General features: G+C 70.0%; 26 protein-coding genes. 11 read left to right on the forward strand and 15 right to left on the reverse strand.

Translation table 11 applies throughout. The annotated features are described in order from the left end of the window. Positions 1 to 6: 6 nt before the first annotated feature. The 6 genes from rtcA to AC07PU_RS34105 all read right to left on the reverse strand — a co-directional run bounded on the left by rtcA (position 7) and on the right by AC07PU_RS34105 (position 7,068). Entirely contained in the window at positions 7 to 1,092 is a 1,086-nt protein-coding gene (rtcA, locus tag AC07PU_RS34080) for an RNA 3'-terminal phosphate cyclase (protein WP_495322632.1), read from the reverse strand. A gap of 67 nt (positions 1,093 to 1,159) precedes the next feature. Then, on the reverse strand, positions 1,160 to 2,038 hold the full coding sequence (locus tag AC07PU_RS34085; RefSeq protein ID WP_495322633.1) for a nucleotidyltransferase domain-containing protein: 879 nt from the start codon (positions 2,036 to 2,038) through the stop codon (positions 1,160 to 1,162). 27 nt (positions 2,039 to 2,065) lie between these two features. Beyond that, on the reverse strand, positions 2,066 to 2,743 hold the full coding sequence (locus tag AC07PU_RS34090) for a hypothetical protein (protein ID WP_495322634.1): 678 nt from the start codon (positions 2,741 to 2,743) through the stop codon (positions 2,066 to 2,068). Continuing rightward, complete coding sequence (locus AC07PU_RS34095) at positions 2,740 to 3,657, reverse strand: zinc-ribbon domain containing protein (protein WP_495322635.1); 918 nt, start codon at positions 3,655 to 3,657, stop codon at positions 2,740 to 2,742. The genes AC07PU_RS34090 and AC07PU_RS34095 overlap by 4 nt, the downstream gene beginning before the upstream one ends. A gap of 59 nt (positions 3,658 to 3,716) precedes the next feature. Beyond that, entirely contained in the window at positions 3,717 to 4,943 is a 1,227-nt protein-coding gene (locus AC07PU_RS34100) for an RtcB family protein (protein WP_495322636.1), read from the reverse strand. A 571-nt stretch (positions 4,944 to 5,514) separates the two neighbouring features. Beyond that, a complete protein-coding gene (locus tag AC07PU_RS34105) occupies positions 5,515 to 7,068 on the reverse strand; it encodes a vWA domain-containing protein (RefSeq protein ID WP_495322637.1) in 1,554 nt (517 codons plus the stop codon). Positions 7,069 to 7,285: 217 nt separating this feature from the next. Here AC07PU_RS34105 and rtcR point away from each other — a divergent pair, with 217 nt between their 5' ends. The 6 genes from rtcR (at position 7,286) to AC07PU_RS34135 (ending at position 12,300) form a co-directional block, all read left to right on the forward strand. Further along, complete coding sequence (gene rtcR, locus AC07PU_RS34110) at positions 7,286 to 8,899, forward strand: RNA repair transcriptional activator RtcR (protein WP_495322638.1); 1,614 nt, start codon at positions 7,286 to 7,288, stop codon at positions 8,897 to 8,899. Between the two features lie 18 nt (positions 8,900 to 8,917). Beyond that, positions 8,918 to 9,472: a 2'-5' RNA ligase family protein gene (locus AC07PU_RS34115; RefSeq protein WP_490877579.1), complete on the forward strand. Its 555-nt coding sequence runs from the start codon at positions 8,918 to 8,920 to the stop codon at positions 9,470 to 9,472. Further along, on the forward strand, positions 9,469 to 10,032 hold the full coding sequence (locus AC07PU_RS34120; RefSeq protein ID WP_495322639.1) for a 3'-5' exonuclease family protein: 564 nt from the start codon (positions 9,469 to 9,471) through the stop codon (positions 10,030 to 10,032). Before AC07PU_RS34115 ends, AC07PU_RS34120 begins: the two co-directional genes overlap by 4 nt. Then, a complete protein-coding gene (locus tag AC07PU_RS34125) occupies positions 10,029 to 10,913 on the forward strand; it encodes an alpha/beta hydrolase (RefSeq protein ID WP_495322640.1) in 885 nt (294 codons plus the stop codon). Before AC07PU_RS34120 ends, AC07PU_RS34125 begins: the two co-directional genes overlap by 4 nt. Further along, positions 10,910 to 11,881 carry a bifunctional Delta(1)-pyrroline-2-carboxylate/Delta(1)-piperideine-2-carboxylate reductase gene (gene lhpI / locus AC07PU_RS34130; protein WP_495322641.1) on the forward strand — a complete coding sequence of 324 codons (972 nt, stop codon included), beginning with the start codon at positions 10,910 to 10,912 and terminating at the stop codon, positions 11,879 to 11,881. The genes AC07PU_RS34125 and lhpI overlap by 4 nt, the downstream gene beginning before the upstream one ends. Before the next feature lie 134 nt (positions 11,882 to 12,015). Next, on the forward strand, positions 12,016 to 12,300 hold the full coding sequence (locus AC07PU_RS34135; RefSeq protein WP_296799062.1) for a hypothetical protein: 285 nt from the start codon (positions 12,016 to 12,018) through the stop codon (positions 12,298 to 12,300). Positions 12,301 to 12,337: 37 nt separating this feature from the next. On the opposite strand, the gene AC07PU_RS34140 is transcribed toward AC07PU_RS34135, so the two are convergent. Next, positions 12,338 to 12,766 (reverse strand): hypothetical protein, encoded by a 429-nt coding sequence (locus AC07PU_RS34140; RefSeq protein ID WP_093347567.1) that lies wholly within the window; start codon positions 12,764 to 12,766, stop codon positions 12,338 to 12,340. Positions 12,767 to 13,007: 241 nt separating this feature from the next. Between AC07PU_RS34140 and AC07PU_RS34145 the strand changes: the two genes are divergently transcribed. Further along, positions 13,008 to 13,391 (forward strand): immunity 22 family protein, encoded by a 384-nt coding sequence (locus AC07PU_RS34145; protein ID WP_093347569.1) that lies wholly within the window; start codon positions 13,008 to 13,010, stop codon positions 13,389 to 13,391. A 24-nt stretch (positions 13,392 to 13,415) separates the two neighbouring features. Here AC07PU_RS34145 and AC07PU_RS34150 read toward each other — a convergent pair whose 3' ends face one another. From AC07PU_RS34150 to AC07PU_RS34165, 4 genes are all read right to left on the reverse strand, one after another. Next, complete coding sequence (locus AC07PU_RS34150; RefSeq protein ID WP_495322642.1) at positions 13,416 to 13,631, reverse strand: hypothetical protein; 216 nt, start codon at positions 13,629 to 13,631, stop codon at positions 13,416 to 13,418. Positions 13,632 to 13,822: 191 nt separating this feature from the next. Next, complete coding sequence (locus AC07PU_RS34155) at positions 13,823 to 14,599, reverse strand: Crp/Fnr family transcriptional regulator (RefSeq protein ID WP_495322644.1); 777 nt, start codon at positions 14,597 to 14,599, stop codon at positions 13,823 to 13,825. 150 nt (positions 14,600 to 14,749) lie between these two features. Then, the gene (locus AC07PU_RS34160; RefSeq protein ID WP_495322645.1) at positions 14,750 to 15,121 is read right to left on the reverse strand and encodes a hypothetical protein; all 372 of its coding nucleotides are present in this window, start codon (positions 15,119 to 15,121) and stop codon (positions 14,750 to 14,752) included. After that, positions 15,118 to 16,497: an EAL domain-containing protein gene (locus tag AC07PU_RS34165; RefSeq protein ID WP_495322646.1), complete on the reverse strand. Its 1,380-nt coding sequence runs from the start codon at positions 16,495 to 16,497 to the stop codon at positions 15,118 to 15,120. Before AC07PU_RS34165 ends, AC07PU_RS34160 begins: the two co-directional genes overlap by 4 nt. 483 nt (positions 16,498 to 16,980) lie before the next feature. Here AC07PU_RS34165 and AC07PU_RS34170 point away from each other — a divergent pair, with 483 nt between their 5' ends. Genes AC07PU_RS34170 through AC07PU_RS34185 form a run of 4 tightly spaced genes read left to right on the forward strand, consistent with a single transcriptional unit; the run spans position 16,981 to position 21,529 of the window. Continuing rightward, positions 16,981 to 19,272, forward strand: coding sequence for a xanthine dehydrogenase family protein molybdopterin-binding subunit (locus AC07PU_RS34170; protein WP_495322647.1), 2,292 nt, complete (start codon positions 16,981 to 16,983; stop codon positions 19,270 to 19,272). A gap of 32 nt (positions 19,273 to 19,304) precedes the next feature. Continuing rightward, on the forward strand, positions 19,305 to 19,766 hold the full coding sequence (locus AC07PU_RS34175; RefSeq protein ID WP_093347584.1) for a (2Fe-2S)-binding protein: 462 nt from the start codon (positions 19,305 to 19,307) through the stop codon (positions 19,764 to 19,766). Further along, complete coding sequence (locus AC07PU_RS34180; RefSeq protein ID WP_495322648.1) at positions 19,763 to 20,788, forward strand: AraC family transcriptional regulator; 1,026 nt, start codon at positions 19,763 to 19,765, stop codon at positions 20,786 to 20,788. The genes AC07PU_RS34175 and AC07PU_RS34180 overlap by 4 nt, the downstream gene beginning before the upstream one ends. A gap of 12 nt (positions 20,789 to 20,800) precedes the next feature. After that, the gene (locus tag AC07PU_RS34185) at positions 20,801 to 21,529 is read left to right on the forward strand and encodes a hypothetical protein (protein ID WP_495322649.1); all 729 of its coding nucleotides are present in this window, start codon (positions 20,801 to 20,803) and stop codon (positions 21,527 to 21,529) included. 22 nt (positions 21,530 to 21,551) lie between these two features. On the opposite strand, the gene AC07PU_RS34190 is transcribed toward AC07PU_RS34185, so the two are convergent. The 4 genes from AC07PU_RS34190 to pgaB form a co-directional block, all read right to left on the reverse strand. Beyond that, entirely contained in the window at positions 21,552 to 21,779 is a 228-nt protein-coding gene (locus AC07PU_RS34190; protein WP_296788096.1) for a hypothetical protein, read from the reverse strand. Between the two features lie 70 nt (positions 21,780 to 21,849). Continuing rightward, the gene (gene pgaD, locus AC07PU_RS34195) at positions 21,850 to 22,476 is read right to left on the reverse strand and encodes a poly-beta-1,6-N-acetyl-D-glucosamine biosynthesis protein PgaD (protein ID WP_296799043.1); all 627 of its coding nucleotides are present in this window, start codon (positions 22,474 to 22,476) and stop codon (positions 21,850 to 21,852) included. Next, the gene (pgaC, locus tag AC07PU_RS34200) at positions 22,433 to 23,740 is read right to left on the reverse strand and encodes a poly-beta-1,6-N-acetyl-D-glucosamine synthase (protein WP_495322650.1); all 1,308 of its coding nucleotides are present in this window, start codon (positions 23,738 to 23,740) and stop codon (positions 22,433 to 22,435) included. The genes pgaD and pgaC overlap by 44 nt, the downstream gene beginning before the upstream one ends. Continuing rightward, entirely contained in the window at positions 23,737 to 25,848 is a 2,112-nt protein-coding gene (gene pgaB, locus AC07PU_RS34205; protein WP_495322651.1) for a poly-beta-1,6-N-acetyl-D-glucosamine N-deacetylase PgaB, read from the reverse strand. The genes pgaC and pgaB overlap by 4 nt, the downstream gene beginning before the upstream one ends. Positions 25,849 to 25,859 lie beyond the last annotated feature (11 nt).

The raw sequence follows: 25,859 nt of genomic DNA on the forward strand, positions 1-25,859 counted from the left end.
GTTGGCTCAGGCCGGTTCGACGCGCACCGTCGAGGCCGCGCGCGCCTGCGCGATCGCGAAGCGCACCGGCAGGAAGCGCTCGATCACCGCGCAGTTGGTGCGCGTGTGCTCGGTCACCTCGCTGCAGGTGAACGCCGCGCCGCGGCCGCTCTGCCAGGTGGCCAGCGCCAGCAGCAGCGCGAGCTGGTCGGCCAGATGCGGCCCGACCGCCGCCTCGCTCTTGAGGAAGTCGCGCAGCTCCTTCACCAGCGCATGCGCCACCTGCTCGGCGCTCAGCGTCTTCTCGCCGAAGGCCGTGAACACCTCGGTCACCTCCGCATGCACCAGCGTCGCGATCAGCGCATTGCCCGGGCCCTCGTTCTGCCGCGTGGCGCCGTAGCGCAGCTGCTCGCCGGTCCAGCCCATCGCCGCGCCCAGGGTCTCGAGCTCGCGCGTCATCACATGGCGCGCGATGCCCGGCGCCAGGCACTCGGCATGGCGCTCCAGCGCCTCGCCGCGCGAGAGCAGGTCGAAGGGCTGCAGCGCGCCGGCCGCCGGCACGATGTCCGCCTCGACCTCGCCGCCGCCGGCCGGATAGAAGCCGTGACGGCGCAGCTGCAGTCGCAGGTCGGCGCCGAGCCGGCGCACCAGCGGCGCGAAGGCGCGCTCGAGGAAATGGAACGGCGGCGCCATCGGGTTGTGCGTGCCGCCGCTCAGGTGCAGCCGGCTCGCAGCACCCGCCAGCAGCAGCGGCGGCAGCACGGTCTGCAGCACCAGCATGCAGCTGCCCGCGCCCGAGATCGCGAAGCGGTACTCGCCCGCGCGCACCGGGCCTGGCGCGAAGCGCAGCGACTGCGAACCGAGCTCGACGCCCTCGACGGCCGCGCCGCTGATCGCGGCGGCCGCGTTCACGCACGCGAGGTGCTGGCGCATCAGGCCCGGCTTGGCACGGCCGGCGCGAATCTTCTCGATGGCCATGGGCCGGCCCGTGACCATCGACAGCGCGAGGCTGGTGCGCAGGATCTGGCCGCCGCCCTCGCCTTGGGAGCCGTCGAGCACGACGGCCTGCAACGGCGCCGCATGCGCCTGTTCTCGTTGGATTTCTTCTTTCATGGCTGTTCTTCTTGTTGTGGGCGCGGTCATCGCGCGCCCCTGTTCCCCGTTTGTCCTTGCGACGCCTTCAGCCGCAACCCTGCGACTCGTGGCGCACCGCGCTCTTCGCATCGCCGCCCCCGAAACGCAGCACCGTGTCGCTCAGGAAGGCATCGAGCCCCGACGCATCGGCCGGCGGCAGCGCCGTCACGGGCTCGGCCGCATGCGCGGCCAGCTCCGCCTCGATGAAGGCATGGATGCCCGGCCAGCGCGGACTGGTCGCGGCCTCCCCCGCGCGCATCTTCACCTCGAGCAGCGCGTTGATCTCGTCGATCAGCGCGGCGTCGCGCACCGCGTCGAGCGTGTGCTGGGCGAGGTCGGCGAAACGCATCGGCGGCACGCCGGGCCGCATGCGGATCCAGCGCGCGGCCAGCAGCGGGCGCAACACGTAGAGGTACTTCTTGTAGCGCACCGTCTCGGCCTGCAGGTGCTCGCGGAAGTTCTTCTTCGCCATCGAGGCGTAGTGATGCCAGCCGCGCGCATTCGAGAACACCGCCTCCGACAGCGCGCGGAAACGCGGCATCACCTGCGCGTCCTCGCGGTAGACGATCGGCGAGCGCAGCCACTCGAGCAGCGTCGGGTTCGATTCGCGCATCAGTCCCAGCGCCTTGCGCAGGTCCCAGCCGTTGATGTCGAGCTCGCCGCTGATCGGCAGCTCGATCACGTCGCGCCGCGGCGTCACCGTGAGGTACCACGGCAGGCGGTTCACGTAGATGAAGCGCACGTCGTAGTCGCTGTCGGGCGAGGCGAAGCCCCAGCCGCGGCTGCCCGATTCGCAGGCGAACAGCACCGTGACCTCGTGCCGCGCCTCGATGGCGGCGAGTTCCTCCATGATCTGCGCGCGCATGGCGGGCTCGACCGGATGGGCCGAGCGGATCCGTTCTTCTTCATGTCGTTGCGGTTTCATCGTTGTCCTTTCCCTGTTGTCCGTCATTCAATCCGTCGTACTCGCCATCACCGCGGCCAGCGTGCCACGGCGCGGATTCCACACCGTGAAGCACCAGATGCCCCACCACTCCTTGCCGTCCTCGAAATACGCGCTCCACAGGCTGCGCTCGGGCTCGCGCTCCGGATCGCCGACCCAGTCGAGCAGCACGAGGCCCTCGTCCGGCAGAAGTCCGATGGCCTCGCAGAAGCGCGGGAACAGCGAGGCCCGTTCGGCTTCATCGGCCACGGTCAGCGGATAGGGCGGATCGCCGAAGGCCTGGCAGAGCCACTCGAACCAGTCCACCTCGTCGAGGTCGCGCGTGTGCGCGATGCGATGGTTCGGTGAATAGCTGTCGGCCGCGACCACCGCCGCCGCGTCGAGCCGCGTCGCGCGTGCGCTCGCCACGTCGAAGGCCAGTTGCGCATCGAAGCTGGCCGGCTGCAAGGTCGGGTCTTGCGCCATGGCCTCGCGCCAGTGGCGTTGGGCCCGCGCCATGATTTCCTCGCCCAGCCGCCGCAGCACCGCGCGATGTCGGGCTTCGTCCACGGCCTGTGCGTCGCCGGCCACGCGGCGGACGCTGAACTCGAACACCACGCCCACGCGCTGCAGCGTGGCGCGCAGCGCGTCGTGCGCCGCCGCCTCGTCCGGCGCCATCGGCACGACCTCTTCCTTCGATGCGCTCATTCCGGCTTGCTCCCGAATCGTTGGGCCCGCTGTCGGACCTCCTTGTCCGCATGGGCGTTCAATGCCGCGATCTGCGCCGACGCGGGCGCGAGCCCCAGGCATTGCAGCACCGCCAGCCACCGCAACAGCCGATGATGCCCTTCGCCGCGCCGAGCGAACTCCGCCTCGCCGCATGCCGCGAGGCGCGCCGATGGAATGGCGGCCAGGAAGGCACGCCAGTTCCACGGGATCGCATGGCCGCGCAGGCAGGCTTCGAGCGCCCAGTCCTCGTCGGCGGGATGGCGCAGCTTCGCGGCCAAGGCCTCGACTGCCACCTGCGCGCCCTGTCGCTCCCAGCTGTTCCATGAGGGTTGCCAAGCATCGACCAGCGCGCGCAGGCGCGCGAGATCGGCCGCCGACCCCCAATGGCCCAGTGCCTCGACCGCCAGCGTGCGCAGGCCCCACCACTTGCTCTCGAGCGCGGCATCGACCTCGGCGCGCGCCGCGGGCGTTGCGGGTGCGTCGGCGAACGCACGCAGCCGTTGCGACATCTCGCCCAGCAGGTTCGCGCCCTCGCCTTCGCGCGAGGCGGACCGCGCCGCGCGCAGCGCCCGCCGGCATGGCAGGCAGCGCACCGCGCGGCTGTCGATGTTGGCGTGCATCGTCTCGTACCACCACTTCTGCTGCTTCGCCGTCCACACCTGCTCGGCGCCGCAGTCGCGGCAGGTGAAGGCGCGGTCGACGTAATAGGTGGGCAGCGGGCCGTAGGTGTTGTTGTGGCGTGCCAGCACCGCCACGTCGGCGGGCTCGAAGCCCGGCGCGCGCCGCGACAGCAGGTGCCGCTGATCGGGCAGCCGCAGTTGCGCCTCGATGCGCGCCGCGCGCTCGAGGCGGCGGCCGCGGATCTCGGCGCGGCGTTGCTTGTTGCTCTTCATCTCGTCGTCCTCGTCCGGTCTCTCTGAAAAAGGGAGGCCGATCGGACGACCTCCTTGCACTAACCCTTCACGCACACCACCTGCTTGAGCGTGTAGACCACCTCCACCAGGTCCTTCTGCGCCTCCATCACCGCGTCGATGTCCTTGTAGGCCATCGGGATCTCGTCGATCACGTCGGCGTCCTTGCGGCATTCCACGCCCTCGGTCGCGGCGATCTGGTCGGCGATCGTGAACAGCTTCTTCGCCTTGGTACGGCTCATCTTTCGACCGGCGCCGTGGCTGCAGCTCATGAAGCTCTCGGGGTTGCCCTTGCCGCGCACGATGTAGCTCTTGGCGCCCATGCTGCCGGGAATGATGCCGAGCTCGCCGGCCTTCGCGCTCACCGCGCCCTTGCGGGTCACGAGCACGTCCTCGCCGAAGTGCGTTTCGCGGCTCACGTAGTTGTGGTGGCAGTTCACCGCTTCCACGTGCGCCTCGAAGGGCTTGGCGATCACCTTGCGCGCGGCCGCGACCACGCGTTGCATCATCACCTCGCGGTTCGCACGCGCGAACTTCTGGGCCCAGCCCACCGCGCGCACGTAATCGCCGAAGTACTGGGCGCCTTCCTCGAAGTACGCCAGGTCCTGATCGGGCAAGTTGCGCTGGTGCAGCTGCGCGTCCTTCTTCGCGAGTTCGATGAAGTGCGTGCCGATCGCGTTGCCCACGCCGCGCGAACCCGAATGCAGCATGAACCACACCGAACCCGCCTCGTCGAGGCAGACCTCGATGAAGTGGTTGCCCGTACCGAGCGTTCCCAGGTGCTTGTGGTTGTTCGTGTTCTTGATGCGCGGGTAGTCCTCGCAGATCGCATCGAACTCATCCACCAGCTTGGCCCAGGCAACGTCGGTTTCGTCGGGCGGCGTTTCCCACGAACCCTTGTCGCGGCCCATGCGCTTGGGGTTCGAGCCGTGCGGCACGGCCTTCTCGATCGCCGAGCGCAGCGGGCCCAGGTTGTCGGGCAGGTCGTTGGCATGCAGCGTGGTCTTGCACGCCATCATTCCGCAGCCGATGTCCACGCCCACCGCGGCCGGGATGATGGCCTTGAAGGTCGGGATCACCGAACCCACGGTCGCGCCGATGCCGTAGTGCACGTCGGGCATGGCCGCGATGTGCTTGAACACGATCGGCAGGCGAGCCGCGTTCTCGAGTTGCTTTTGCGCTTCGTCTTCCACGGGCACGCCGCGGGTCCACATCTTCACGGGCACGCCGTTGGTCACTTCGTGCAGGTTGTAGTTCTGTTCTTTCATTTTTTTCTCTCTGAGTCTCTGTCTATTTTTCAACGATTCTTCGACGGGCACTCATGGCGCGCGTCGTCAAAAAAAAGAGGTGACGAGGAGCGGCAGGTCGTTGACTGAGCTATCTGCCGAAACAGACCGGGAGTCGGACCCGGGACCTTCATGGCCAAGACCATGACGCTCTTACCTGTAGACCTGCCTGCATTCACCTCAAAACAAAAAGCAGCGACAAAGGAATCGACGAAACGGCGTGCTCTGACCACTGAGCTACGGTCTTGCGACCGGCGGGATTCGAACCCGCGACCACGAGATTAAGAGTCTGTAGTTCCGTCAGCATTCGCTGCAAAAAAAGAGTGCGACGAGGATGGCAAGACATGTCCACCAGCGAACTGGTGTCGGGGCTCGACCCCCGGGCGTCCAGATGTAGTCCTGCCTGCATTCGCACTTCAACTCCATGTCCCCGTCCGGCGACCAACGATCGATGTGAGGGGGTTGGATGTACTCACATCTGCATTCGTCGGACGACGACATTCATCCATGACTCGGGGGTGCCGCGAACCGCGCCCGCGTCACCTCCACGTCTTCAGATCGAAGTCTCTTCGATCACACCCACCCAGTGGTCGGCGCCCAGGCCACCCGCGGCATACACCGCCAGCAGCTTGAACACCTCGTCGCTGAAGCCGCCGATGTTCAGCACATCGTCGCGCTCCTGCGCCTGGGTGGTCGCATAAGGCTGGATGTCGATGCACACCAGCCGCGCCTTCGGGTTGCGCTGCTTGAACGCCTCCCACTCCTGCATCGTCGCGGTGCCACGACCCCGCGCACGGTCGGCCCACGATTCGTTGTCCGACACCAGCACCACCAGATCGGCCTGCGCCTTCTCGCGGTTCAGCCACGCCAGCGGCGCGCTGCACGAGGTACCGCCACCGCCCACCGCCGCCAGCTTGGCCGCGTTGGTCATCACCGAATCGCGCGGATTCAGCTGCAGCGAAACCACCTTCGTCTCGAAGGGCAGCACACGTGCATCCGCATTGCGGCGCAGCACGGCGGCAGCCACCAGCGCGGCCACGTCGATGCAGCGCACCGCCGAGGTCGCCGAACCGCGGTAACCCGTCACCGCCGAGCTCATCGAGCCCGACACGTCGGGGCACACCACCACGCGGCCCTCGAACTGCGGCACGTTGGCCAGCGCGAGTTCCATCGCGTCCTGCAGCGCGTCCTTCACCACGTGCGGCACCTCGGCACCGGTTGCGGTGTAGGCCGCCATCAGCTGGTACGGCAGCACACGCGCCTTGGCCACCGCCTGCGGGTCACGCAGCTTGGCGGCCACCGCTTCAGCGAGGCCAGGCAACGCAAACACGCCATGGCGGGCAAAGGTGTTCAGGTTCTGACGCACCATCTGCCACGAACCACGCTCGGCGATGCGAGCCCAGGCCTGCGCGTCGAGCTCCAGCGCGGTCAGCATCTGGAACGGCACGTCGGGCACGTCCTGCGTACGGTCGCGCTTGAAGCGTTCGAAGGCCTGCGTGGCCGCAGGCAGTGCCTCCAGCGCATACGGACGATCGATCAGCCATGCGAACCATGCCGCGCGCCAGGCCTCGGTGGGCTTCGGATGCACCATCTTCACCACGTCGGCCAGCGAAGGCGCGTTGCCCACCGCGGCATTCAGCAGCTGCGCCTCGGTCGCCGACAGCAGCCATTGCTGCACCAGCTTCTTCGGACGCGTACCGAGCGACTTGCGGCCCACCGCGCCCGAACGCAGCATCTGCACGAAGTTGCGCAGCATCTTGCCGTTGTCGATCACCTGCGGGAACACCTTGGCCAGCAGCGACACGTCGCGCACCGCCAGCGTCGCGGCCAGCAGCGCCGGCATGTCCTTCATGTGGCCGGCACGGCGCGCGTACACCGCCGTCTTGGCCACGAACACCGGGTCGACCTGCGCGGCCAGCGCCAGCACCGCATCGAGCTGGTCCTGCGCCTGGGCGTAGAAGGTGTTGTTCAGGCAACCGGTGGCCGCCAGCTGCGCCAGCCGATGCTTGGGCGACAGCTCGTAGGCGGCACCGCCCGCTTCGTTGCGGGCCGTGGCCTGCGGCAGCAGTGCACCGCGCAGCGTTTGAAAGAGTTGAAGGTTGGCCATGCTGACTTCTCCTTGTGTTCGTTGTCTTCTGGATCGTTTGTCTTCTTGAGTGAGCTTCTTATTGCAACGCGTGTGCCAGCCTTGCCTGCGCGGACTCGATGAAGTTTCAACCCATTGATTTCATTGGATATTTTTTCTTCTTAGTCTGATTCCAGCCTACAAGCGCATGACAGATTTCTGCGGTTTCTTATAATTTTGGCTAGTTATTTATCCAACAATGAAGAAACCTATCGTCGTCATCAGCTTCCTCGGCACCCAGCTCGACGCCGGCCAGGGCGCCGGCCGCTGGAGCAAGTGGCGCCCCACCGTCTCGCTCGCGCAGCACGAGGACATGGTGGTGGCGCGCATGGAGCTGCTCTACACGCTCAGGCACAAGGCGCTGGCCGAGCTCGTCAAGGCCGACATCGCGGCCGTCTCACCCGAGACCACGGTCAACCTGGTGCCGATGGACCTGGCCGACCCGTGGGATTTCGGCGAGGTCTACTCGCGCCTGTACGACTGGGCACGCGCCTACCCCTTCGACACCGAGCGCGAGCAGTACTGGTCGCACATCACCACCGGCACCCACGTCGCGCAGATCTGCATGTTCCTGCTGTCCGAGTCGCGCACCATCCCCGGCGTGCTGGCGCAGACCTCGCCGCCTCGGCGCCAGCGCGAGGGCGAGGCCGGCAAGTGCGTGCTGATCGACCTCGACCTCTCGCGCTACGACGTGATCGCGCGCCGCTTCGACGCCGAGCAGCGCGACGCGGTCGCCTTCCTCAAGAGCGGCATCGCCACGCGCAATGCGCGCTTCAACGCGCTGATCGACGAGATCGAGCGCGTGGCGGTGCGCTCGCGCGCGCCGATCCTGCTGGTGGGGCCGACGGGCGCGGGCAAGTCCTTCCTCGCGCGGCGCATGTTCGAGCTCAAGCAGTCGCGCCACCAGGCCACGGGCGCCTTCGTCGAGGTCAACTGCGCCACCCTGCGCGGCGACGGCGCCGCCTCCACGCTGTTCGGCCACAAGAAGGGCTCGTTCACCGGCGCCGCGAGCGAGCGCGCCGGCCTGCTGCGCACGGCGCACCAGGGCGTGCTCTTCCTCGACGAGATCGGCGAGCTGGGCCTCGACGAGCAGGCCATGCTGCTCAAGGCGATCGAGGAGAAGCGCTTCTTCCCCGTCGGGGCCGACAAGGAGGTCGAGAGCGACTTCCAGCTCATCGCCGGCACCAACCGCGACCTGCGCAGCGACGTGGCCGAGGGGCGCTTCCGCGAAGACCTGTTCGCGCGCATCAACCTCTGGACCTACGACCTGCCGGGCCTCGCGCAACGCCCCGAGGACATCGAGCCCAACGTCGACCACCTGCTGGCGCTGCATGCGGCCGAGAACCACCGCGTGGTGCGCTTCAACGCCGAGGCGCGCGCCGCCTACCTGCGCTTCGCCCAGAGCCCCGAGGCGCTGTGGAGCGGCAACTTCCGCGACCTCTCGGCCAGCGTCACGCGGCTGGCCACGCTGGCCGATGGCGGACGCATCCCGGTCGCGCTGGTCGAGGCCGAGATCGCGCGGCTGCGCTGGCTGTGGAAGCGCGCGCAGCCGGCGCCGTTCGCGGGCGAATCACAGGCTGCCGACCTCGATGCGCTGCTCGGCGAGGCGCGTGCCGCTTCGCTCGACCTGTTCGATCGGCTGCAGCTCGAGGCAGTGCTGCGCGTGTGCCGGAAGTCGCGCAGCCTGTCGGAGGCCGGAAGGCAGCTGTTCCAGGCCTCGCGGGCGCAGCGCAGCGTGGTGAACGATGCGGATCGGTTGCGTAAGTACCTCGCGAAGTTCGGGCTCGAATGGGGCCTCGTTGCGGGCACCTGAGCGGCTATCCTCCGCCCGATGCCCATCTCCGCATTCGCCGTCAAGGTCCCCGCCGCCGAGCCGATGGTCGAGGACCTGCGGCGGCACTACGACGCAACGGTCGCGCTCGGCGTGCCGGCGCACATCACGCTGCTCGTGCCCTTCATGGACCCCGCGCTGATCACGGCGCAGGTCCTGGCACGCGCACGGCAAGCGCTCGACGGCACCCGCGCGTTCTCGTTCGTGCTCGGCAAGGTCGGGCGCTTTCCAACGACGGCCTACCTCGCGCCCGAACCCGCGACGCCCTTCGTCTCGATGACATTGACGCTGGTCGAGGCCTTTCCGGACTTCCGGCCCTACGGCGGCGAGCATCAGGGCGTGGTGCCTCATCTCACGGTGGCCCACGGAAGCGCGAGCGACGCGGAGGCCGCCGCTGGCGAACTGCAGGCCCGGCTGCTGGCTTCGGGCGCCATTCGCGCGGAATGCACGCAGGTCGCGCTGATCGAGAACTCGACGGGACACTGGAAGGACCTGCATGTCTTCCGACTGCCCGGCCTCGCGCAAACCGCGCCTCCTAACGATCGAATCCCATGACAGAGATCTACATCAGCACCGACGTCGAATCCGACGGTCCCATCCCCGGCCCGCATTCGATGCTGAGCTTCGGCTCGGCCGCCTACACGGCCGACAAGAAGCTGGTGTCCACCTTCAGCGCCAACCTGCACACCTTGCCCGGCGCCGAGGCCGACCCGAAGACCGCCGCGTGGTGGCGGACGCAGCCCGAAGCCTGGGCCGCCTGCCGCAGCGACCTGCAGGAGCCCGCGCATGCGATGAAGAGCTACGTGGCTTGGCTCAAGGGCCTGAAGGCGCGGCCGGTCTTCGTGGCCTACCCGGCGGGCTTCGACTTCCTGTTCGTCTACTGGTACCTGATGCGCTTCGCGGGCGAGAGCCCGTTCAGCCATTCGGCGCTCGACGTCAAGTCCTTCGCCATGGCCCTGCTGAAGACCGACTACCGCGACAGCACCAAGCGCGCGATGCCGCGGCGCTGGTTCGACCCCGGCCTGCCGCACACCCACGTGGCGCTCGACGACGCGATCGAGCAGGGCGCGCTGTTCTGCAACATGCTGGCGGAAAGCCGCGCCACCACGCCATGAGCGTTCCACGCCGTCTCGCGCGCCTGGCCGGCCGCGCGCTGCTCGCGCTGCCGCTGCTGCTGCTCGGCGGCTGCGTCGAGTCGATGTTCTATTACCCCGACCGCGTGCGCTACGAAACGCCCGACGCACTGGGCCTGCGCTACGAGCGCGTGCGCTTCCAGAGCACCGACGGCACCGCGCTCAGCGGCTGGTTCATTCCGGCCACGGGCCGCGCCGATCCGCGCGAGGCCAAGGGCACGGTGATCCATTTCCACGGCAATGCGCAGAACATGTCCTCGCACTGGCGCTTCGTCGCCTGGCTGCCGAAGCAGGACTTCAACGTCTTCGTGTTCGACTACCGCGGCTACGGCGACTCCGAAGGCAAGCCCGAGCCCCGCGGCGTGTTCGAGGACTCGGGCAGCGCCATCGACCACGTGCGCTCGCGCGCCGACGTCGATCCCGCGCGCTTGCTCGTGTTCGGCCAAAGCCTCGGCGGCACCAACGCGATCGCGGCCGTGGGCGCGGGCAACCGCGCCGGCGTGCGCGCGGTGGCGATCGAGTCGACCTTTTATTCCTACTCGTCGATCGCCAACGACAAGGTCTCGGGTGCCGGCTTGCTCGTGGGCGACGGCTACGCCGCCTCGAAGTACGTGGCCGCCCTCTCGCCGATCCCGCTGCTGCTGATCCACGGCACGGCCGATGCCGTGATCCCCGTCGACCACTCGCGGCGCCTGCTGGCCGATGCGCGCGAGCCCAAGCGGCTGATCGAGGTGCCAGGCGCCGGCCATCTCGAGCCGATGAGCGAGGCCCGCTTCGGCACCACCTACCAGCGCGCGCTCGCCGAGTTCTTCGAAGCCGCGCTGGCGACCGCCCCCATCGCACCCACCCCGCCCGCCCGATGAAGCACTTCGACGCCGCCGCCACCCGTGCCCCGCTGGGCTTCGAGCGCCTCGTGCCCGCGCTGCGCGCCGCCTTCGCGGCCGAGGCCCAGGTGCCGCCGCGCCACGTGCACGCCATCGACAACGCGAGCGGCGACAAGGGCACCGTGCTGATCATGCCGGCCTGGAGCGAGGCCGGCTTTCTCGGCATCAAGACCATCAACATCTTTCCGGGCAACGGCGCGCGCGGCCTGCCCGGCCTGCATGCCACCTATGTGCTGTACGACGCGCGCACCGGCGTGCCGCTCGCGCTGATGGACGGCGACGAGCTCACGGCCCACCGCACGGCCGCCTCCTCGGCTCTCGGCGCCTCGTTTCTCGCACGCGGCGATGCGCGGCGGCTGCTGGTGCTGGGCACCGGCCGCATCGCGCGCATGCTGCCCGCGGCCCATGCGAGCGTGCGCCCCATCGAGGAAGTGACGGTGTGGAACCACCGCCCCGAAGGCGCCGAAGCACTGGCCGCGCAATGGCGCGCGCAGGGCTGGGCAGGCGCACGCGCAGCGGCGCCGGGCCCCGAGGGCCTCGAGGCCGCCGTGCGGCAGGCCGACATCGTCAGTTGCGCCACGCTGGCCACCGCGCCGCTGGTGCGCGGCGAATGGCTCGCGCCGGGCTCGCACCTCGACCTGATCGGCAGCTTCACGCCCGCCATGCGCGAGGCCGATGCGCAGTGCTTCGCGCACGCGCGCACCTTCATCGACACGCCCGAGGCGCTGACGAAGGCCGGCGACCTGCTCGACGCGATCGCGGCCGGCACGCTGCGCGCCGAGGCGGTGCAGGGCACGCTGGCCGCGCTGTGCCGCGGCGAATGCGGCGGCCGCACACGGCCCGACAGCGACGAGCGCACGGTCTTCAAGGCCGTCGGCAGCGCGCTCGAGGACCTGACCGCCGCCACGCTGGTGTGGCAGTCGTCGTCGGCCGCAGGCTCGCTGTAGACCTATGACTGCATGGCACGCCTAGTGCTTATGGCCGGTCGGCGCCTCGCGATGGCGCGCGCATACGTCAAGCGACGGATGGCGCCCCGCGCGAACGGCCGTTAATCTGGCATTGCACACAGGGAGACCCACGCATGCTCACCATCGTTCAGAAAGCCGCCATCCTCGGCAAGGCCGGCATCGACGTGCCCGCGCGCCCCGAGGACGACCTGTCGACGCACGTCGTCACGGGCTCGCCGGTGAAGGCCGAGGGGGTTTCGCAGAAGGCCCACGACTGGGGCCGCGCCATCGAGACCCTGTACGTGAGCTACGTGGCGGCGCGCGCCGCCAAGAGCCTGCGCGACGCCGAGGAGGCGCGGCAGAACGCCATGCTGCGCCGCATGGCCTCGGGCACGCCGCCCCGCACCTCCTTCGCCTGAGGAAACACCGGGCTCTCGGCCCAGTCGTCCCCTGTTTTTACTTGCCCTGCGCCGCGGTCAGCGCCGGGTTCTGCATCGTCGAGATCACCTTGCTGTTCACGCGCGAACCGCTCACCACGTTCTGGTCGGGCGCCGAGGCGGCTGCCACGGCTTCGTTGTAGACCTTCGCGGGATCGGCCATCGGCTTCACCGTTTCCGGGCCGCGCGAGCCACGGGTCACGTTCTGGTCGGCCGCGTGGGCGGTGGCCACGGCCTGCTGGTACATCGCATCGGGATCGGCCATCGGCTTCACCGTTTCGGGGCCGCGCGAGCCGCGGGTCACGTTCTGGTCGGGCGCGTGGGCCGTGGCAATGGCTTCGGCTTCGACGGCTTCGCGGCTGCGGCCGCCCGTGGTCTGGGCCTGGACGGAGGCCACGGCCATCACGGCGAAAGCGGCCGCGAGGGCGAGTTGGTAAGAGGTCTTCATGTCGATTGGATGTCAGAGGAGTTGTTTGGACAGGGTTTTCTTCTAGGGGAAACCCTGAATCACGGTAGTCCTCCTGTAAGGCGAATCGATGACATCCCCCGGGCGCGCGCAGGTTGCCGGGGAGCGCGCCAGCCGAGTTGGGCCGGTTCTGCTAGCGGGGGTCGGGCGACGGTGAAAGCGGAAAATCGATCGTTCGCTTCGCATCGAAACATCCATCCGCCTCGCAAGGAAAGCGCACGCCATGCACCAGACTCAGACCTGCCATTTCTGGGTGGGCACCATCCCCGAGGATTTCGCAGCCTCCTACTTTGCCGAGGACTACAGCGATGAGCGTGGCGACGACGACCCGGTGTCGCCATTCGCGCGCGACCAGGGCGAGACCTGGTACGACCACGACTTCCTCGAATACGGCTGGGGCATCGCGCCGACGCTCGCGGAACTGGTTGCCGGCTATTCGTACAGCGAGCAATGGGCCGCGGAACTGTCCCGCCGCGCCGAAGCCGCGGGCCTGCGCGGCATCAACTTCTTCGTGTTCATCGACGAGGCGCAGATCGAGGCACCGCGCTCGGTGGAAACTCGCGATGGAACGCTGCACTACATGGGCACCATCGAATACAGCCTCTGAGACGCAGGCTCGTCCCATCGGGCCCTAGCCCGCTGCCTCCCGCTCACCCTTTCTGTACGTCACCCGGCTCCCATACGCCGCCTTCGCCCGATCCACCTCCCTCTGCGGCAGCAACTGCAATTTCTTGCAGTTCGCGCACTGGTACAGCCGCATCCAGGGAAAGAACCGCATCCAGCCCGAACGCTGGACGCGGCCGAGGTAGTGGATGCTGCAGTTGCAAGCGGAGAAGATGGAACTCATGAAAGCCTCGAGAGGTGCGCAATCCGTGATCGCGGCGAGGGCTGGAATCGCACGGATCGCCGCATGGTTTCGATGCTAGGAATCGAGCCCTCGCGACGCACGCGCGATCGCATCGCAACTGTGTGGCGGTTCACAGCTCGCCCCAAACAGGCGGGCGGAAAACAACGGCCATGCACGGCGCGCGCATCGCCTCACTTCGCACCCGGTCCGCGCTCGCCCGCGGTCCGCAGCAGATCGAGTTCGTCGGGCGCGATGAAAGGCGTGTCGCCCTCGCGCTCGTCGCTCGCCGAGTGCGGCTCGAGCGACTCGAAACTGCCATGGTCGGTCGATGCGAAATCGGCCACCACGTGGATGCCGTGCTCGTCCTTCCACAGCAGGCCGCGGTTCTCCATCTCGCGCATGGTCTTGTTGACGACCTCGCGCGACAGCCCCGCATACGACGCGATCACGGCCTGTGAGATGCGCTTGTCGAAGCCGCCGGTGTCGGCCGGCGCGAGTTGGGTCAGTTCGTAGAGCACGCGCGCGACCAGGGTCTCGGAGGTGAGCGAGGAGATGCGGCGCAGCTGGCTGCGGATGATGGTCATGCGCTTGACGGTGAGCTCGAGCAGCTCGAGCGCCACCGACGGATGCCGGGCGCAGATGTCGTGCAGGGCCGCGGCAGGAATGAGGTAGACCGAACTCGGCAGCGCGGCCACGAGGTTGGCCATCGACTGGTAGCGCGCCTCGTCGAGCGTGGGGCTCAGGAACAGGTCGCGCGGGCGCACGAAGTCGGTGGTGACGGCCGCGCTGCCGCCGTTGCCGCCGACCACCACGCGCAGCAGTCCCGAGGCGACGAAGTAGACCTTGTCGGTCCACTCGTCCATCCGCAGCACGGTCTCGTTGCGTCGGAAGGACCGCAATTCGCTGCGCGCGACCAGCGCCACGCGCTCCGCCGCCGGGACGTTTCGAAAAAGGGAATGCAGATACATGGTCGGAAACAGGCTCCATCCGATTCGCTTCCCCGGGGCGGGACATGCAGGGTGGCCCGAGCGGGAGGCAGGGGGAATGGCGCGGCCGAAATGGCGGCCGTGTGCGCGGGCGACGGAGGGGGCGCACCGCGCCACGGACGGATGCCGGCGCTAGGCGAAGGAGTCCGGCACGCCACGAGCTCGCGCGCGGTCGGCGCCATCCGAGTCATCGGAGCCCTCCGCGCCCTCCGTGCTTCTCGCGCCATCGGGCAGCGCGCCGTCGGCCTGCGCCCGCGCGCCCGTCGCGCACGCCGCGCACACCGAACGCACGGCGCGCAGCGCGGGCGAATCGCGCAGCTCCTGCTCGCGGATCGCGGCCTCGAGCGCCAGGTACTGGTCGCGCGCCAGCAGCTTCTCGCGCGCACGCTCGCCATGCAGCAGGACGCCGTGGCGCATGACCTCCTGCAGCGTGTGCTGCAAAACGTCGATCTGCGCGCCCAGCCGCGCGAGCTGCAGATGGAAGTCGGGCGAGGGAGGATTCACGCGCGCCCCCCGGGGCCGCGCGCGAGCGTGCCTTCGTTCAGCGGCGCGCCGGCGGGAATGCCGCAGCCCTGCAGCCACTCGGCGCCGGCGTCGAGCGCCATGCGGATGTCCTCCTCGCGCTCGATGCCGTCGACCACGATGGAGGGCGCGAAGCTCCCGCACAGCGCGAGCATCTCCTCGAGCAGCTCGCGGCCGAAGCGGTCCTCGCGCGCGCGCCGGATGAAGACCGGGTCGAGCTTGATGATGTCGGGCCGGCAGACCTTGGCGGCCGCGAGGTTGCCAGAGTCGCCGCCGAAATGCTTGATGGCGACGCGGCAGCCGCAGAGCTGCAGCTGCAGGCAGAAGTCGCGCACCGATTCGAGATCGGGCAGCGTGGGTTCGCCGGCGATCTCGACCACGAGGCGCGCCGCCAGCTCGGGCTCGCGCCGCAGCAGCACCATCAGCGAGGCCCACCAGTGGTCGCGCCGCGCGCTCTGCGCCGAGATGCTCAGGCCCAGGCGCACGGTGCCGCCCAGGCGCAGCTGCCGCACCACGCGGCCGGCCGCGAGGTGGTCGAAGGTGCGCACCAGGCCCAGCCGCTGCAGGCAGGGCATGAAGAGTTCGGAGCGCAGCGCGGCGGCGGCATGCGGCTCGCCCTCGGTGTGGAAACGTGCCTCGTGATAGAGCGGCGCCGCGAAGGCGGCGGCCTGCGCCGGCGCCCCCACCACCGGATGCCATTCGATCGCGAGGCGCCGCGCATGCAGCGCGTCGCTGACCTGCAGCGCGACTTCCATGTCCTCGCGGTAGAGCCGCTGCCAGCCCTCGGTCTGCGCGAGCTGGAAGTCGGGCGCCGGCTGCGCGGCCCACAGCCGGAGCTCGACCTCGGCCTGGCTCATGCGCCCGGGGCTGGGCGCGTCGCTCCAGCCCACGTGCAGTTGCACCAGCGCGCGCGTGTCGCGCAGCTGCACCGGCATGCCGCCGAGACCCGTGAGCAGGCTCTCGAGCCGGGCCGAAGCGCCCTGCCGCGCCTGCGCGTCCTCGACCGGAAACGCCGGGTTGCTCCACAGCAGGAAGCAGTCGTGCCGCAGCATGGCGAGGTCGGCGTCGGCCACGCTCACGAAGCTCGTCAGCAGGCGGTACTTGATCTCGATGCTGGCGTGCAGCGCGAACTCGGCGCCGTAGACCTCCATGAGCTGCGGCAGGTTCGCGATGAAGACGAAGGCGCAGGCCCGCACCGGCGCGCCGGTGCCGGACGGCAGGGGCGCCGACGGAACGGGGAACTGCGCCACGGGCCCTTCGCGCGGCCCGCCACGCGGCGCGAACGGCGGCGCATGGCGCGGCGCGGCCAGGTTCGGGCGCCGGATCCCGTCGAAGCCCGCCCGCAGGCGAGCGACCATGGGCGCGACGATGAACCGCACGACATGACCGGGCCTTGGCGTCGGCAAGGCAAGCGCCACGGGGCTGGTGACGCGATCACGTACGGCCATCTGGTTTCCTCCGCTAGGTAAGTTCGCCGAACCGCAACACGCTGGGGTGGTTCCACTGCCGACGCGAGGTCGGCCGTTGCACGTTCGAAAACGGGCCGTTATGCGGATTGCGCATGAGATGCTTAAACCGAAATGAATACTACGGATCCCGGTAGCAACCCGCATTAACTTTCTGGTGACAAATGTGTCCTAGCTCACAGGCGCCACGGAGCCGGGGCTCAAAAAACCGCCGGCCGGCCGAAAACACCGGGTCGACGCACGGACCCGGCCCGGCCGGGCTCGCGGGCTGGCGCGATCCGCCGTTCGATTGGCGCAATCGGATTGGCAAGCCCGCGGTGCGCCGCGCACACTCCCGCCCATCGCGGCCGCTCGAAGCCGCACGGAGTCCGCCCCATGCCCGCCCTCAAACGTCGCCATTTCCTGCTCGGCACGGCCGCCACCCTCGGTGCGCTGGTCGTCGGCTGGTCCGCCTCGCCCACGCGCCAGCGGCTGACCACCGCCGAGCCGCTGCCTGCCATGGCCAGCGGCCAGGTGGCTCTGAACGGCTGGGTCAAGGTGTCGCCCGACGACACGGTCACGCTGATGATGGCCGCGGCCGAGATGGGCCAGGGCATCCACACCGGGCTGGCGATGCTGCTGGCCGAGGAGATGGATGCCGACCTCGCCCAGCTGCGGCTCGAGCAGGCCGGCTACGACCCGATCTACAACAACCAGGCGGCGCTGCTCGACAACCTGCCGATGTTCAAGCCCGACGACGACGGCGCGCTCAAGCGCGGCACCCGCCACGTGGTCAGCAAGCTGCTGCGCGAGGTGCCCGGGCTCTGGGGCAGCGGCGGATCGTCGGGCATCGTCGACCAGTGGACGCCGCTGCGCGAGGCCGGCGCCTCGGCGCGCGCGATGCTGGTGGGCGCCGCGGCGGCGGCCTGGGGCGTGCCGGCGGCCGAATGCGAGGTGACGGCCGGCCGGGTCTCGCATCCGGCCTCGCAACGCAGCGCGCGCTTCGGCGAACTGGCGGCGCGCGCGGCGACGCAGCCGCTGCCGGCGCAAGTCGTGCTCAAGGATCCCTCGCGCTACACGCTGATCGGCCGGCCGGTGCACCGCCTCGACAGCGCCGCCAAGCTCGACGGCTCGGCGCGCTACGGGCTCGACGCGCTGCCGCCCGACGGCTTGCTCTACGCCACGCTCTCGATGTGCCCCACGCTGGGCGGCCGGGTGGCGCGCTTCGACGACACGGCCGCGCGCGCGATGCCCGGCGTGCGCAAGGTGGTGGCGCTCGCGCCGGTGGGCGGCGGCCTGGGCTCGGGCGGCATGACCTCGGGCGCGGTGGCGGTGATCGCCGACACGCCCTGGCATGCGATGCGCGCGCTCGACAAGGTCGCGATCGACTGGGACCACGGCGCGGCCGCCAGCCTGTCGAGCCGCGCGCTGATCGACCAGCTCGCGCAGAGCCTCGATGCGCCGGACCAGGCCGACGTGCACCTCGAGACCGGCGACGCCGACGCCGCGATGAAGAGCGCCGAGCGCACCATCGAGGCCGAGTACCGCGTGCCCTTCATCGCGCACGCCACCATGGAGCCGATGAACTGCACCGTGCAATTCAAGGACGGCGCGGCCACCGTCTGGGTCGGCGTGCAGGGGCCGGGCATGCTGCGCGGCGGCATCGCTAAGGTGCTGGGCATCGAGGCCGCGAAGGTCGACATCCGGCTGGCCTACCTCGGCGGCGGCTTCGGGCGCCGCTACCTCGGCGACTTCGTGATGCAGGCGGCGGCGCTGGCGCGCGAAACGGACGGCATGCCGGTGCAGCTGATGTGGTCGCGCGAGCAGGACATGGCGCACGACTACTACCGCCCGGCCTACGTGGCGCGCAGCAAGGCCGGCTTCGATGCGCAGGGCCGGCTGGTGGCCTGGCGCATCGACACCGCGGGCTCGAGCCTGGGCTCGCCGGCCTTCCTGAGCGCGGCGGCCGAGGGCACGGCCACCACCGCCTACCGCTTCGCCCATGCGCGCGTGGCGCACCGCACGATGGAGTCGGCGGTCACGGTCGGCATCTGGCGCTCGGTCAACCATTCGCAGAACGGCTTCTTCACCGAGAGCTTCATCGACGAATGCGCGCATGCCGCGGGCCAGGACCCGGTGGCGTTTCGCCGCGCGCTGCTGGCGGGCAGCCCGGCCGAGGCGCGGCACCTGGGCGTGCTGCAACGGGTGACGGCGATGTCGGGCTGGGGCACGCCGCTGGCGCCCGAGGCCGACGGCACGCGCCGCGCGCGCGGCCTCGCGCTGCACCGCAGTTTCGGCAGCGTGGTGGCGCAGGTGGCCGAGGTCTCGCTGACGCCCGAGCGGCAGATCCGCGTGCGGCGCATGTACTGCGCGGTCGACTGCGGGCTGGCCGTGAACCCGAACCTGGTGCGCCAGCAGATGGAGAGCGCGATCGTGTTCGGCCTCTCGGCCGCGCTGCACGGCGAGATCACCATCGAGCGCGGCCAGGTGCAGCAGAGCAACTTCCACGACTACGCGCCGCTGCGCATGAACGAATGCCCGCAGATCGAGATCGCGATCGTGCCGAGCAGCGCGCCGCCCACGGGCGTGGGCGAGCCGGGCACGCCGCCGGTGGCGCCGGCCGTGGCCAACGCGGTGTTCGCGCTCACCGGCCAGCGGCTGCGTTCGCTGCCGCTGCGCCTGGCCTGAACGCACGGCACGAGAGAAAAGGAAGGAACCCCATGACCACCACGCTCCAGATCAACGGCCGCCCCGTCGCGGTGACGGCCGAGGACGACACGCCCCTCCTGTGGGTGCTACGCGGCGAGCTGCACATGAACGGCACCAAGTTCGGCTGCGGCAAGGCGCTGTGCGGCGCCTGCACCGTGATGCTCGACGGCGAGGCGGTGCGCTCGTGCGCCACGCCGCTGTCGGCCGTGCAGGGCCGCGCGGTATCGACCATCGAGGGCGTGAAGGGCCCCGAGATCGACGCGCTGCGCCGCGCCTGGACCGAACTCGACGTGGTGCAGTGCGGCTACTGTCAGAGCGGCCAGCTGATGTCGGCCTGCGCGCTGCTGCGCCACACGCCGAAGCCCAGCGATGCCGACATCGACGCCGCGATGAGCGGCAACATCTGCCGCTGCGGCACCTATCCGCGGATCCGCGCGGCGATCCACCTCGCGGCGGGCGACGACCGGCGATGACCCAGCGCCCGCCCGACCTGATCGTCGTGCCCGCCGTGATGCAGCAGCGGCTGCGGCTGCTGGGCTTCGACACGCAGTCGATGCTGCGCCGCGCGGGCCTGCCGGCCGACCTGTTCGCGAGCGGCAAGGCGCGCATCACGACGCGGCAGATGTTCGCCGTGTGGGACGCGCTGGCCGCGATGAACCCCGATCCCGCGCTGGGCCTGCGCATCGGCGCCGAGGGCGCGACCGAGCACTACGACATCGCCTCGATCGCGGCGCTGCACTCGCCGAACTTCGGCGAGGCGCTGCAGCGGCTGTCGCGCTTCAAGCGGCTGACCTGCCCCGAAGTGATCCGCATCGAGCGCGGCGACGGCGAGGTCCGCGTGCGCTTTCACTGGTTCCTGGTCGAGGGCCATTCGCCGCAGCTGCTGACCGACGGCACCTTCGCGTCGGTGCTCGAGCTCGCGCGGCGCGGCACCGGCACCCGCGTGGTGCCGCGCCGGGTCGAGCTGGTGCGCGCGCACACGAGCGCGCAGGCCGCGATGCTGGGCGCGCATTTCGGCTGCGCGCCGCGCTTCGGCGCCGCGGCCGACGTCATCGTGTTCGACGAGGCGCTGCTCGCGCAGCCCTTCGTCACCCACAACCAGGACCTGCTCGCGGTGCTGCTGCCCGGCCTGGAGGCCGCGCTGGCCGCGCAGACCCCGGCCGGCTCGCTGCTCGACCAGGCGCGCGCCGTGCTGGGCCGCACCCTGCGCGGCGAGCGCCCGAGCATCCAGACCGTGGCGGCCGAACTCTGCGTGAGCACGCGCACGCTGCAGCGCCGGCTCGAGGAGGCCGGCACCAGCTACCAGCGGCTGCTCGACGAGGTGCGCCACCAGGCCGCGCGGCAACTGCTCGAGGACACGCAGCTCGAAGCCGGCGAGATCGCCTTCGTGCTGGGCTTCGAGGAGCTGAATTCGTTCACGCGCGCGTTCCGCGGCTGGGAAGGAACCACGCCCGCGCGGTGGCGTACGGCGCAGGCGGTGCCGGCGCGCCCCTAAACTCCGCGCACCATGACATCGACCCTGCACTCCTTCAAAGCCTGGCTCGCCCTGCTGGCCATCACGGTCCTCGCCGGTTGCGCCCATCCGATCGCCGTCGTTCCCGATCAGGCGCGCCTCGCGCGCAGCGCGGACGCGCCCGCGCCGATGCCGCTGCGCGTGGGCTATCACATCCCCGCGGCCCTCGCCGACATGGAAGTCACGACACCGGGCGGCGGCGGGGACAACATCCGGTACTTCCCCTACCGCGACATCGATGCGGGCTTCGAGAAGATGCTCTCGAACGTGTTCTCGGACATCGTGAAGCTTCCGTCCATTGCCAACCCCGCGGAAACGGCGAGCAGCGGCGTCCACTACGTCATCGTGCCCACGATCGTCACGACCTCGGGCGGCTCCGGCCTGTTCACCTGGCCGCCCACGAGCTTCTCCGTCGACCTGACGAGCCAGATCCGCGATCCCGCGGGCGCGCTGGTCGCCAGTCCCCGCGTGGTGGGCTTCGGCAGCGCCGAGACCTCCGAACGGCTCTTCGATCACGGCTTCGCCGGCCGACGCGCCATGGAGGATGCGCTGCTGCGCATGCAGGCCGCGTTGCGCGAAACTTCCTTCACTGGAGCGCCCGCGCAACGGCAGCGGGGCACGACCTCCGAGCGGCTCGATCAGCTCAAGGCGCTGCGGGAGCGCAAGGACATCACCGAGGAGGAGTACGAGAAGAAGCGCAAGGAAATCCTCGACGCCCTGTAGACCCGGTGTCCCGGACGGCCGCTCAGAGCAGCCGTCCGCCCTCTCCGGGCGGCGTCACCACATCCCGCCGCAGGCTCCAGATGCAGGCCGCCAGCTTGAGCAGCCGCTCGACCTTGCTGTCGTAGAGCTCGTCCGCCGGGTCCTCCTGCGCGATCAATTCGGCGATCTGCTCGATCGCGAGCGCCGGCGCGAAGCCCAGCCCCTTTCTCGCCATCTCCATCGCCGTCGCCATCACTTCTGTCTTTTTCATGGGCATGCGTACGCAGCGGCCGCGTGGCCGGATTCGAAAGGTCCGTGTCCCGGGGTGGATCGATGCGGCATCAGGCGCGGCGCTTTCGCACCGCCGTGCCCGAAGGCGTGAGCATCGCGGGTTCGGTGTCGAGGTCGGCCGCGTCGGTCACCCGGCCGTCGCGGTCGTGCTGCACCAGCAGGCGCCGCGCGCGCTGCCACAGCGTGAGGCGCTGCGGCGCGAGCGAAGTGTATTCGGCCAGCTGGGCCACGGTGCTGTCGGGCGAGCGGCCGCGCGTCTCCTCGTCGGCGATGGCGCGCCGGCGCACCGGCGCGAGCAGCAGCATCAGCGCGAAGATGGCGAGCACCGACAGGGCATAGAGCGTGAGCAGGTTCGCGCCTTCCACCGGCCGCCAGACCTGGAAGAAGTGGCGCCAGGCGTAGAACGCCACGCCGACCCAGAACGCGGCCAGCAGCAGCGGCCGCGCGATGCGCAGCCACACGAACATGAACAGCGCGCCCTGCGGCGTCTTGTGGCGCATGAAGGCGCTCAACGGCATGCGCGCGGCATCGAGCACCGGCACCTCGCCCTGCGGCTCGGCCCATTCGCGCTCGCGCGGCGGCGCCTTGCCGTTGGGCCGGGGCGGCACCGCGCCCAGGTCCAGGCCCAGGTCTTCATTCATGCTCGATGGCACGGACGGATGCAGTCGATCGTTCATTCGCTATCACTCCTCTGTCGGGGCTGGTCCACCGGGCGCGCTTGCCCTTGCGCCGCAGGATCGTGGCCGGCAAGGCCACGACCGTGGTGAACATGTTGATCATCCAGAAGGCAAGCGGATACCAGATGGTCCAGACCAGGTAGCGCAGGATGTCGCGGTCGTAGTGGCGGTCGATCCACAGGCTCACGCCCATCTGCAGCATGCAGGTGATGCCCAGCAGCATCCCGTGCCACTCGGGCCAGAAGCCCACGTACTGCCACTCGGGCGGCAGGAAGCGCCGCACCAGCGCGAGCACCAGCACCGCGAACATGGCGTAGGCCCAGACCACGCTGGCCAGGTACTCGAGGAACACCGGCCACATCATGAAGTTGCGCGGCTTGAGCACCTGGCCCGTGTAGCGCAGCAGGGTCTGGATGCCGCCGGTGGCCCAGCGCTGGCGCTGGCGGTAGAGGCCGCGCACGGTCTCGGGCATCAGGATCCAGCACAGCGCGCGCGGCTCGTAGCGCACGCGCCAGTCCTTGAGCTGCAGCTTCCAGCTGATGTCGATGTCTTCGGTCATGACGTCGGGACTCCAGAAGTCGACGTCGAGCAGCGCGTTGCGGCGGAACATCGAGAGCACGCCCGAGACCGTGAACAGCCGCCCGGCCAGCTGCTGGGTGCGCTTGATGAGGCCGATGTTGGAGGAGAACTCGCCCACCTGCATGCGCCCGAGCAGGGTGGTGCGGCCGCGGATGCGCGGGTTGCCGGTGACGGCGCCCACGCGCTCCGAATGCAGCATGTGGGTCAGCATCCAGGCGATGGCATCGGGGTCGACCAGCGCATCGCCGTCCACGCCGAGGATGTACTCGCCGTTGGCCAGCACCGCTGCGGTGTTGAGCGCCACCGCCTTGCCCTGGTTGGTGGCGTGGTGCACCACGCGCAGCTGGCCGTAGCGCGCGGCCAGCGCATCGAGGATGGCGCCGGTGTCGTCGCTGCTGCCGTCGTTGACGGCGATGACCTCGTAGTTCGGGTAGTGGCTGCGCATCAGCTGCTCGATCACCTCCTGCACGCGCTCGCCCTCGTTGAAGCAGGGCACGATCACGCTGACCAGCGGCCGCTCGGGCAACAGCGGCAGCGGATCGACCTTGCGGTGGCGGCCGCGCTCGAACACCAGCGCATGCGCGAGGCCGCCGGCCATCCAGACATAGGCCGCGAGGAAGGGGTAGTAGAAGACGTAGTTGAGCAGCGCGCGCACCACGTCGGAACCGAAGAATTCGGGGTTCATCGCGCGGCTCCCGGTGCGGTCGGCGCGGAGGCCGGGGCCGGCTTGGCGGGCGCGAGCGCCGGCGGCGTCTCCAGGCCGTCGACCTTGCCGCCCGCGAGGTTGGCGCGCACCGAGAGGATGTCGCGCACCGTCACCAGCGGCGGCTCGCCCGCGAGGAAGTCGTCGGGATAGAGCGCGACATGGCGCGCGCCCAGCCGGTGCAGCAGGGTCCACTGCGCGGCCAGCGTGTCCTTGTCGACCATGCGGCCGCTGCGCCAGTCGCGCGCCTGCAGCTCGAACACGGTGCGCGCCAGGCCCTGCGGCTGCGCCGCCACCTGGCGGAACAGCGCCGCCAGCCAGGCCTGCGGATCGGTCGCCTGCTCCATGAAGGGCATCGCCATCACGGCGGTGTAGTCGTAGGCCTGCAGCGATTGCGCGAGGTCCTGCGCGAACCACTCCTGCGCGGCCGGCTCGAGCACCGGGCGCGCATAGAGGTTGCGCGCGGTGAGCAGGCGCGGCTGCCAGTCGCGGGCGCGCTGCGCGAGTTCGAGCGTGAAGTCGGTGAGCTGGCGCGTCTTCCACGCGGTCCAGCGCGCGCGCAGCGCGGGATCGGCGCGCACCGCGGCGAGGTCGGCCGGCAGGCCCTGCGCGGCGAGTTCGCGCAGCGCCGCGGGGCTGGCGTCCTCGTCGTCGCTGTAGGTGGCGTCGTCGTGGAACAGCAGGCCCGCGATCGGCGTGTTCTTCGCGAGGTCCTCGTAGATGTCACCGATCAGCGCGCGCACGCGCGCATCGGCCGGCGAGAGCCGGTGGTAGCGCGTCTGGTCGCGCGCCGCGGCCGACGTGGGTTCGAGGTGCGTCACGCGCACGTCGGCCAGCGGGTGGTTCGCGGGCAGCTGGAACGCGAGCACCGGCATCCAGGCATAGACCTCGACCCCGGCGCGCGTGCGCAGCTGCCAGGCGACGCGGTTGAACAGGTCGGCGCGCATCGGCAGGTGCCGGTTCGGGAAGTACAGCGCATCGGCCGCGCCGTCGCCATCGGGATCGGCGAAGGCCTGCAGGTAGACGGCCGAGGGGCCGACGGCCTGCACCCGGTCGAGCAGGCGCGAGAGGTTGGCCTCCTGCTGCGCCGGGTCGGGGTCGTAGATGTGATCGAGGTCGATGTGCATGGCGCGGTGCAGCGCGCGCGGATCGGGCCGCGCGGGCGCGCGCAGCAGGCTGAAGTCGGGCACCGACATGTCGTAGGTGGCCAGGCCGCGGCGGATGGTCTGCAGCGGCACCTCGGGCGTGTTCGCGCCCTCGTCGAGCGTCAGGGTGATCGGCATGCCGGCGCGGTCGGCCGCGCGCAGCGTCTGCTTGTTGTAGGCACCGTAGGGCCACACCATGGCGCGCACGCGGGTGCCGGTATGGGCCTCGATCAGGCCGCGGCTGCGGCGCAGGTCGGCCTCGACGCGCGCGACCCAGGCCGCGTCGTCCTCGTAGCGGCCGGTGGCGCTGTCGTAGCGGTGCGTGACGGCCGCGGGCTGCAGGTTGCCTTGCGGATTGCCGGGCACGCCGGTGTGGATCGCGTCGCCGTGGCTCGCGAACTCGACCAGGCCCGAGGCGCCCATCTCGCGCGCCTGGCTCCAGCTGATGAAGGCCTCGCGCTTCAACGGGTTGCGCGCGCCGTAGCCCGCGACCACCTGGCCCGGCGGCACCTCGAGCCAGCCCGTGACGAGTGCCATCACGGCCGGATAACCGAATTGCTTCAGCAGCGGATAGACCTTGGTATAGAAGCTCTCGTAGCCGTCGTCGAAGGTCAGCAGCACGGCCTTCGAGGGCAGCGGCCGGCCACCGGCGCGCGCATCGACGATCTGCTGCAGGCTCACCGGGTGATGGCCCGAGCTGCGCAGCCAGGCGAAGAAGTCGGCCACGGTGCGCTCGTCGAGCGCGGTGGGTTCGGGCTCGTCGACGAAGCTCTCGCGCACGTTGTGGCGCACGTCGTGCAGCGCGATGGCGCGGAAGCTCTTGCCGTCGTCGGCATCGGGCGCCGGCAGCGCGGTGGCGCGCGGCAGGCCCTGGGCCAGCGCGGCGCCGGCGAGCAGCGTGGCGAGCAGCAGCGCGGCCATCCGCGGGACCAGGCTGGTCGTCATGAACATCTTCT

This window comes from Variovorax sp. GW821-FHT10D07, from assembly GCF_059415325.1.

Bases quoted from the DNA above. Each gene is read 5' to 3' on its own strand.
- AC07PU_RS34090 (WP_495322634.1), bottom strand. From the start codon at position 2,743: ATGAGCGCATCGAAGGAAGAGGTCGTGCCGATGGCGCCGGACGAGGCG.
- AC07PU_RS34175 (WP_093347584.1), top strand. From the start codon at position 19,305: ATGACCACCACGCTCCAGATCAACGGCCGCCCCGTCGCGGTGACGGCC.
- AC07PU_RS34125 (WP_495322640.1), top strand. From the start codon at position 10,029: ATGAGCGTTCCACGCCGTCTCGCGCGCCTGGCCGGCCGCGCGCTGCTC.
- AC07PU_RS34150 (WP_495322642.1), bottom strand. From the start codon at position 13,631: ATGAGTTCCATCTTCTCCGCTTGCAACTGCAGCATCCACTACCTCGGC.
- pgaB (WP_495322651.1), bottom strand. From the start codon at position 25,848: ATGACGACCAGCCTGGTCCCGCGGATGGCCGCGCTGCTGCTCGCCACG.
- pgaC (WP_495322650.1), bottom strand. From the start codon at position 23,740: ATGAACCCCGAATTCTTCGGTTCCGACGTGGTGCGCGCGCTGCTCAAC.
- AC07PU_RS34095 (WP_495322635.1), bottom strand. From the start codon at position 3,657: ATGAAGAGCAACAAGCAACGCCGCGCCGAGATCCGCGGCCGCCGCCTC.
- lhpI (WP_495322641.1), top strand. From the start codon at position 10,910: ATGAAGCACTTCGACGCCGCCGCCACCCGTGCCCCGCTGGGCTTCGAG.
- AC07PU_RS34120 (WP_495322639.1), top strand. From the start codon at position 9,469: ATGACAGAGATCTACATCAGCACCGACGTCGAATCCGACGGTCCCATC.
- AC07PU_RS34180 (WP_495322648.1), top strand. From the start codon at position 19,763: ATGACCCAGCGCCCGCCCGACCTGATCGTCGTGCCCGCCGTGATGCAG.
- AC07PU_RS34145 (WP_093347569.1), top strand. From the start codon at position 13,008: ATGCACCAGACTCAGACCTGCCATTTCTGGGTGGGCACCATCCCCGAG.
- rtcA (WP_495322632.1), bottom strand. From the start codon at position 1,092: ATGAAAGAAGAAATCCAACGAGAACAGGCGCATGCGGCGCCGTTGCAG.
- AC07PU_RS34115 (WP_490877579.1), top strand. From the start codon at position 8,918: ATGCCCATCTCCGCATTCGCCGTCAAGGTCCCCGCCGCCGAGCCGATG.
- AC07PU_RS34135 (WP_296799062.1), top strand. From the start codon at position 12,016: ATGCTCACCATCGTTCAGAAAGCCGCCATCCTCGGCAAGGCCGGCATC.
- AC07PU_RS34140 (WP_093347567.1), bottom strand. From the start codon at position 12,766: ATGAAGACCTCTTACCAACTCGCCCTCGCGGCCGCTTTCGCCGTGATG.
- AC07PU_RS34165 (WP_495322646.1), bottom strand. From the start codon at position 16,497: ATGGTCGCTCGCCTGCGGGCGGGCTTCGACGGGATCCGGCGCCCGAAC.
- AC07PU_RS34185 (WP_495322649.1), top strand. From the start codon at position 20,801: ATGACATCGACCCTGCACTCCTTCAAAGCCTGGCTCGCCCTGCTGGCC.
- AC07PU_RS34190 (WP_296788096.1), bottom strand. From the start codon at position 21,779: ATGAAAAAGACAGAAGTGATGGCGACGGCGATGGAGATGGCGAGAAAG.
- AC07PU_RS34155 (WP_495322644.1), bottom strand. From the start codon at position 14,599: ATGTATCTGCATTCCCTTTTTCGAAACGTCCCGGCGGCGGAGCGCGTG.
- rtcR (WP_495322638.1), top strand. From the start codon at position 7,286: ATGAAGAAACCTATCGTCGTCATCAGCTTCCTCGGCACCCAGCTCGAC.
- AC07PU_RS34170 (WP_495322647.1), top strand. From the start codon at position 16,981: ATGCCCGCCCTCAAACGTCGCCATTTCCTGCTCGGCACGGCCGCCACC.
- AC07PU_RS34100 (WP_495322636.1), bottom strand. From the start codon at position 4,943: ATGAAAGAACAGAACTACAACCTGCACGAAGTGACCAACGGCGTGCCC.
- AC07PU_RS34085 (WP_495322633.1), bottom strand. From the start codon at position 2,038: ATGAAACCGCAACGACATGAAGAAGAACGGATCCGCTCGGCCCATCCG.
- pgaD (WP_296799043.1), bottom strand. From the start codon at position 22,476: ATGAACGATCGACTGCATCCGTCCGTGCCATCGAGCATGAATGAAGAC.
- AC07PU_RS34105 (WP_495322637.1), bottom strand. From the start codon at position 7,068: ATGGCCAACCTTCAACTCTTTCAAACGCTGCGCGGTGCACTGCTGCCG.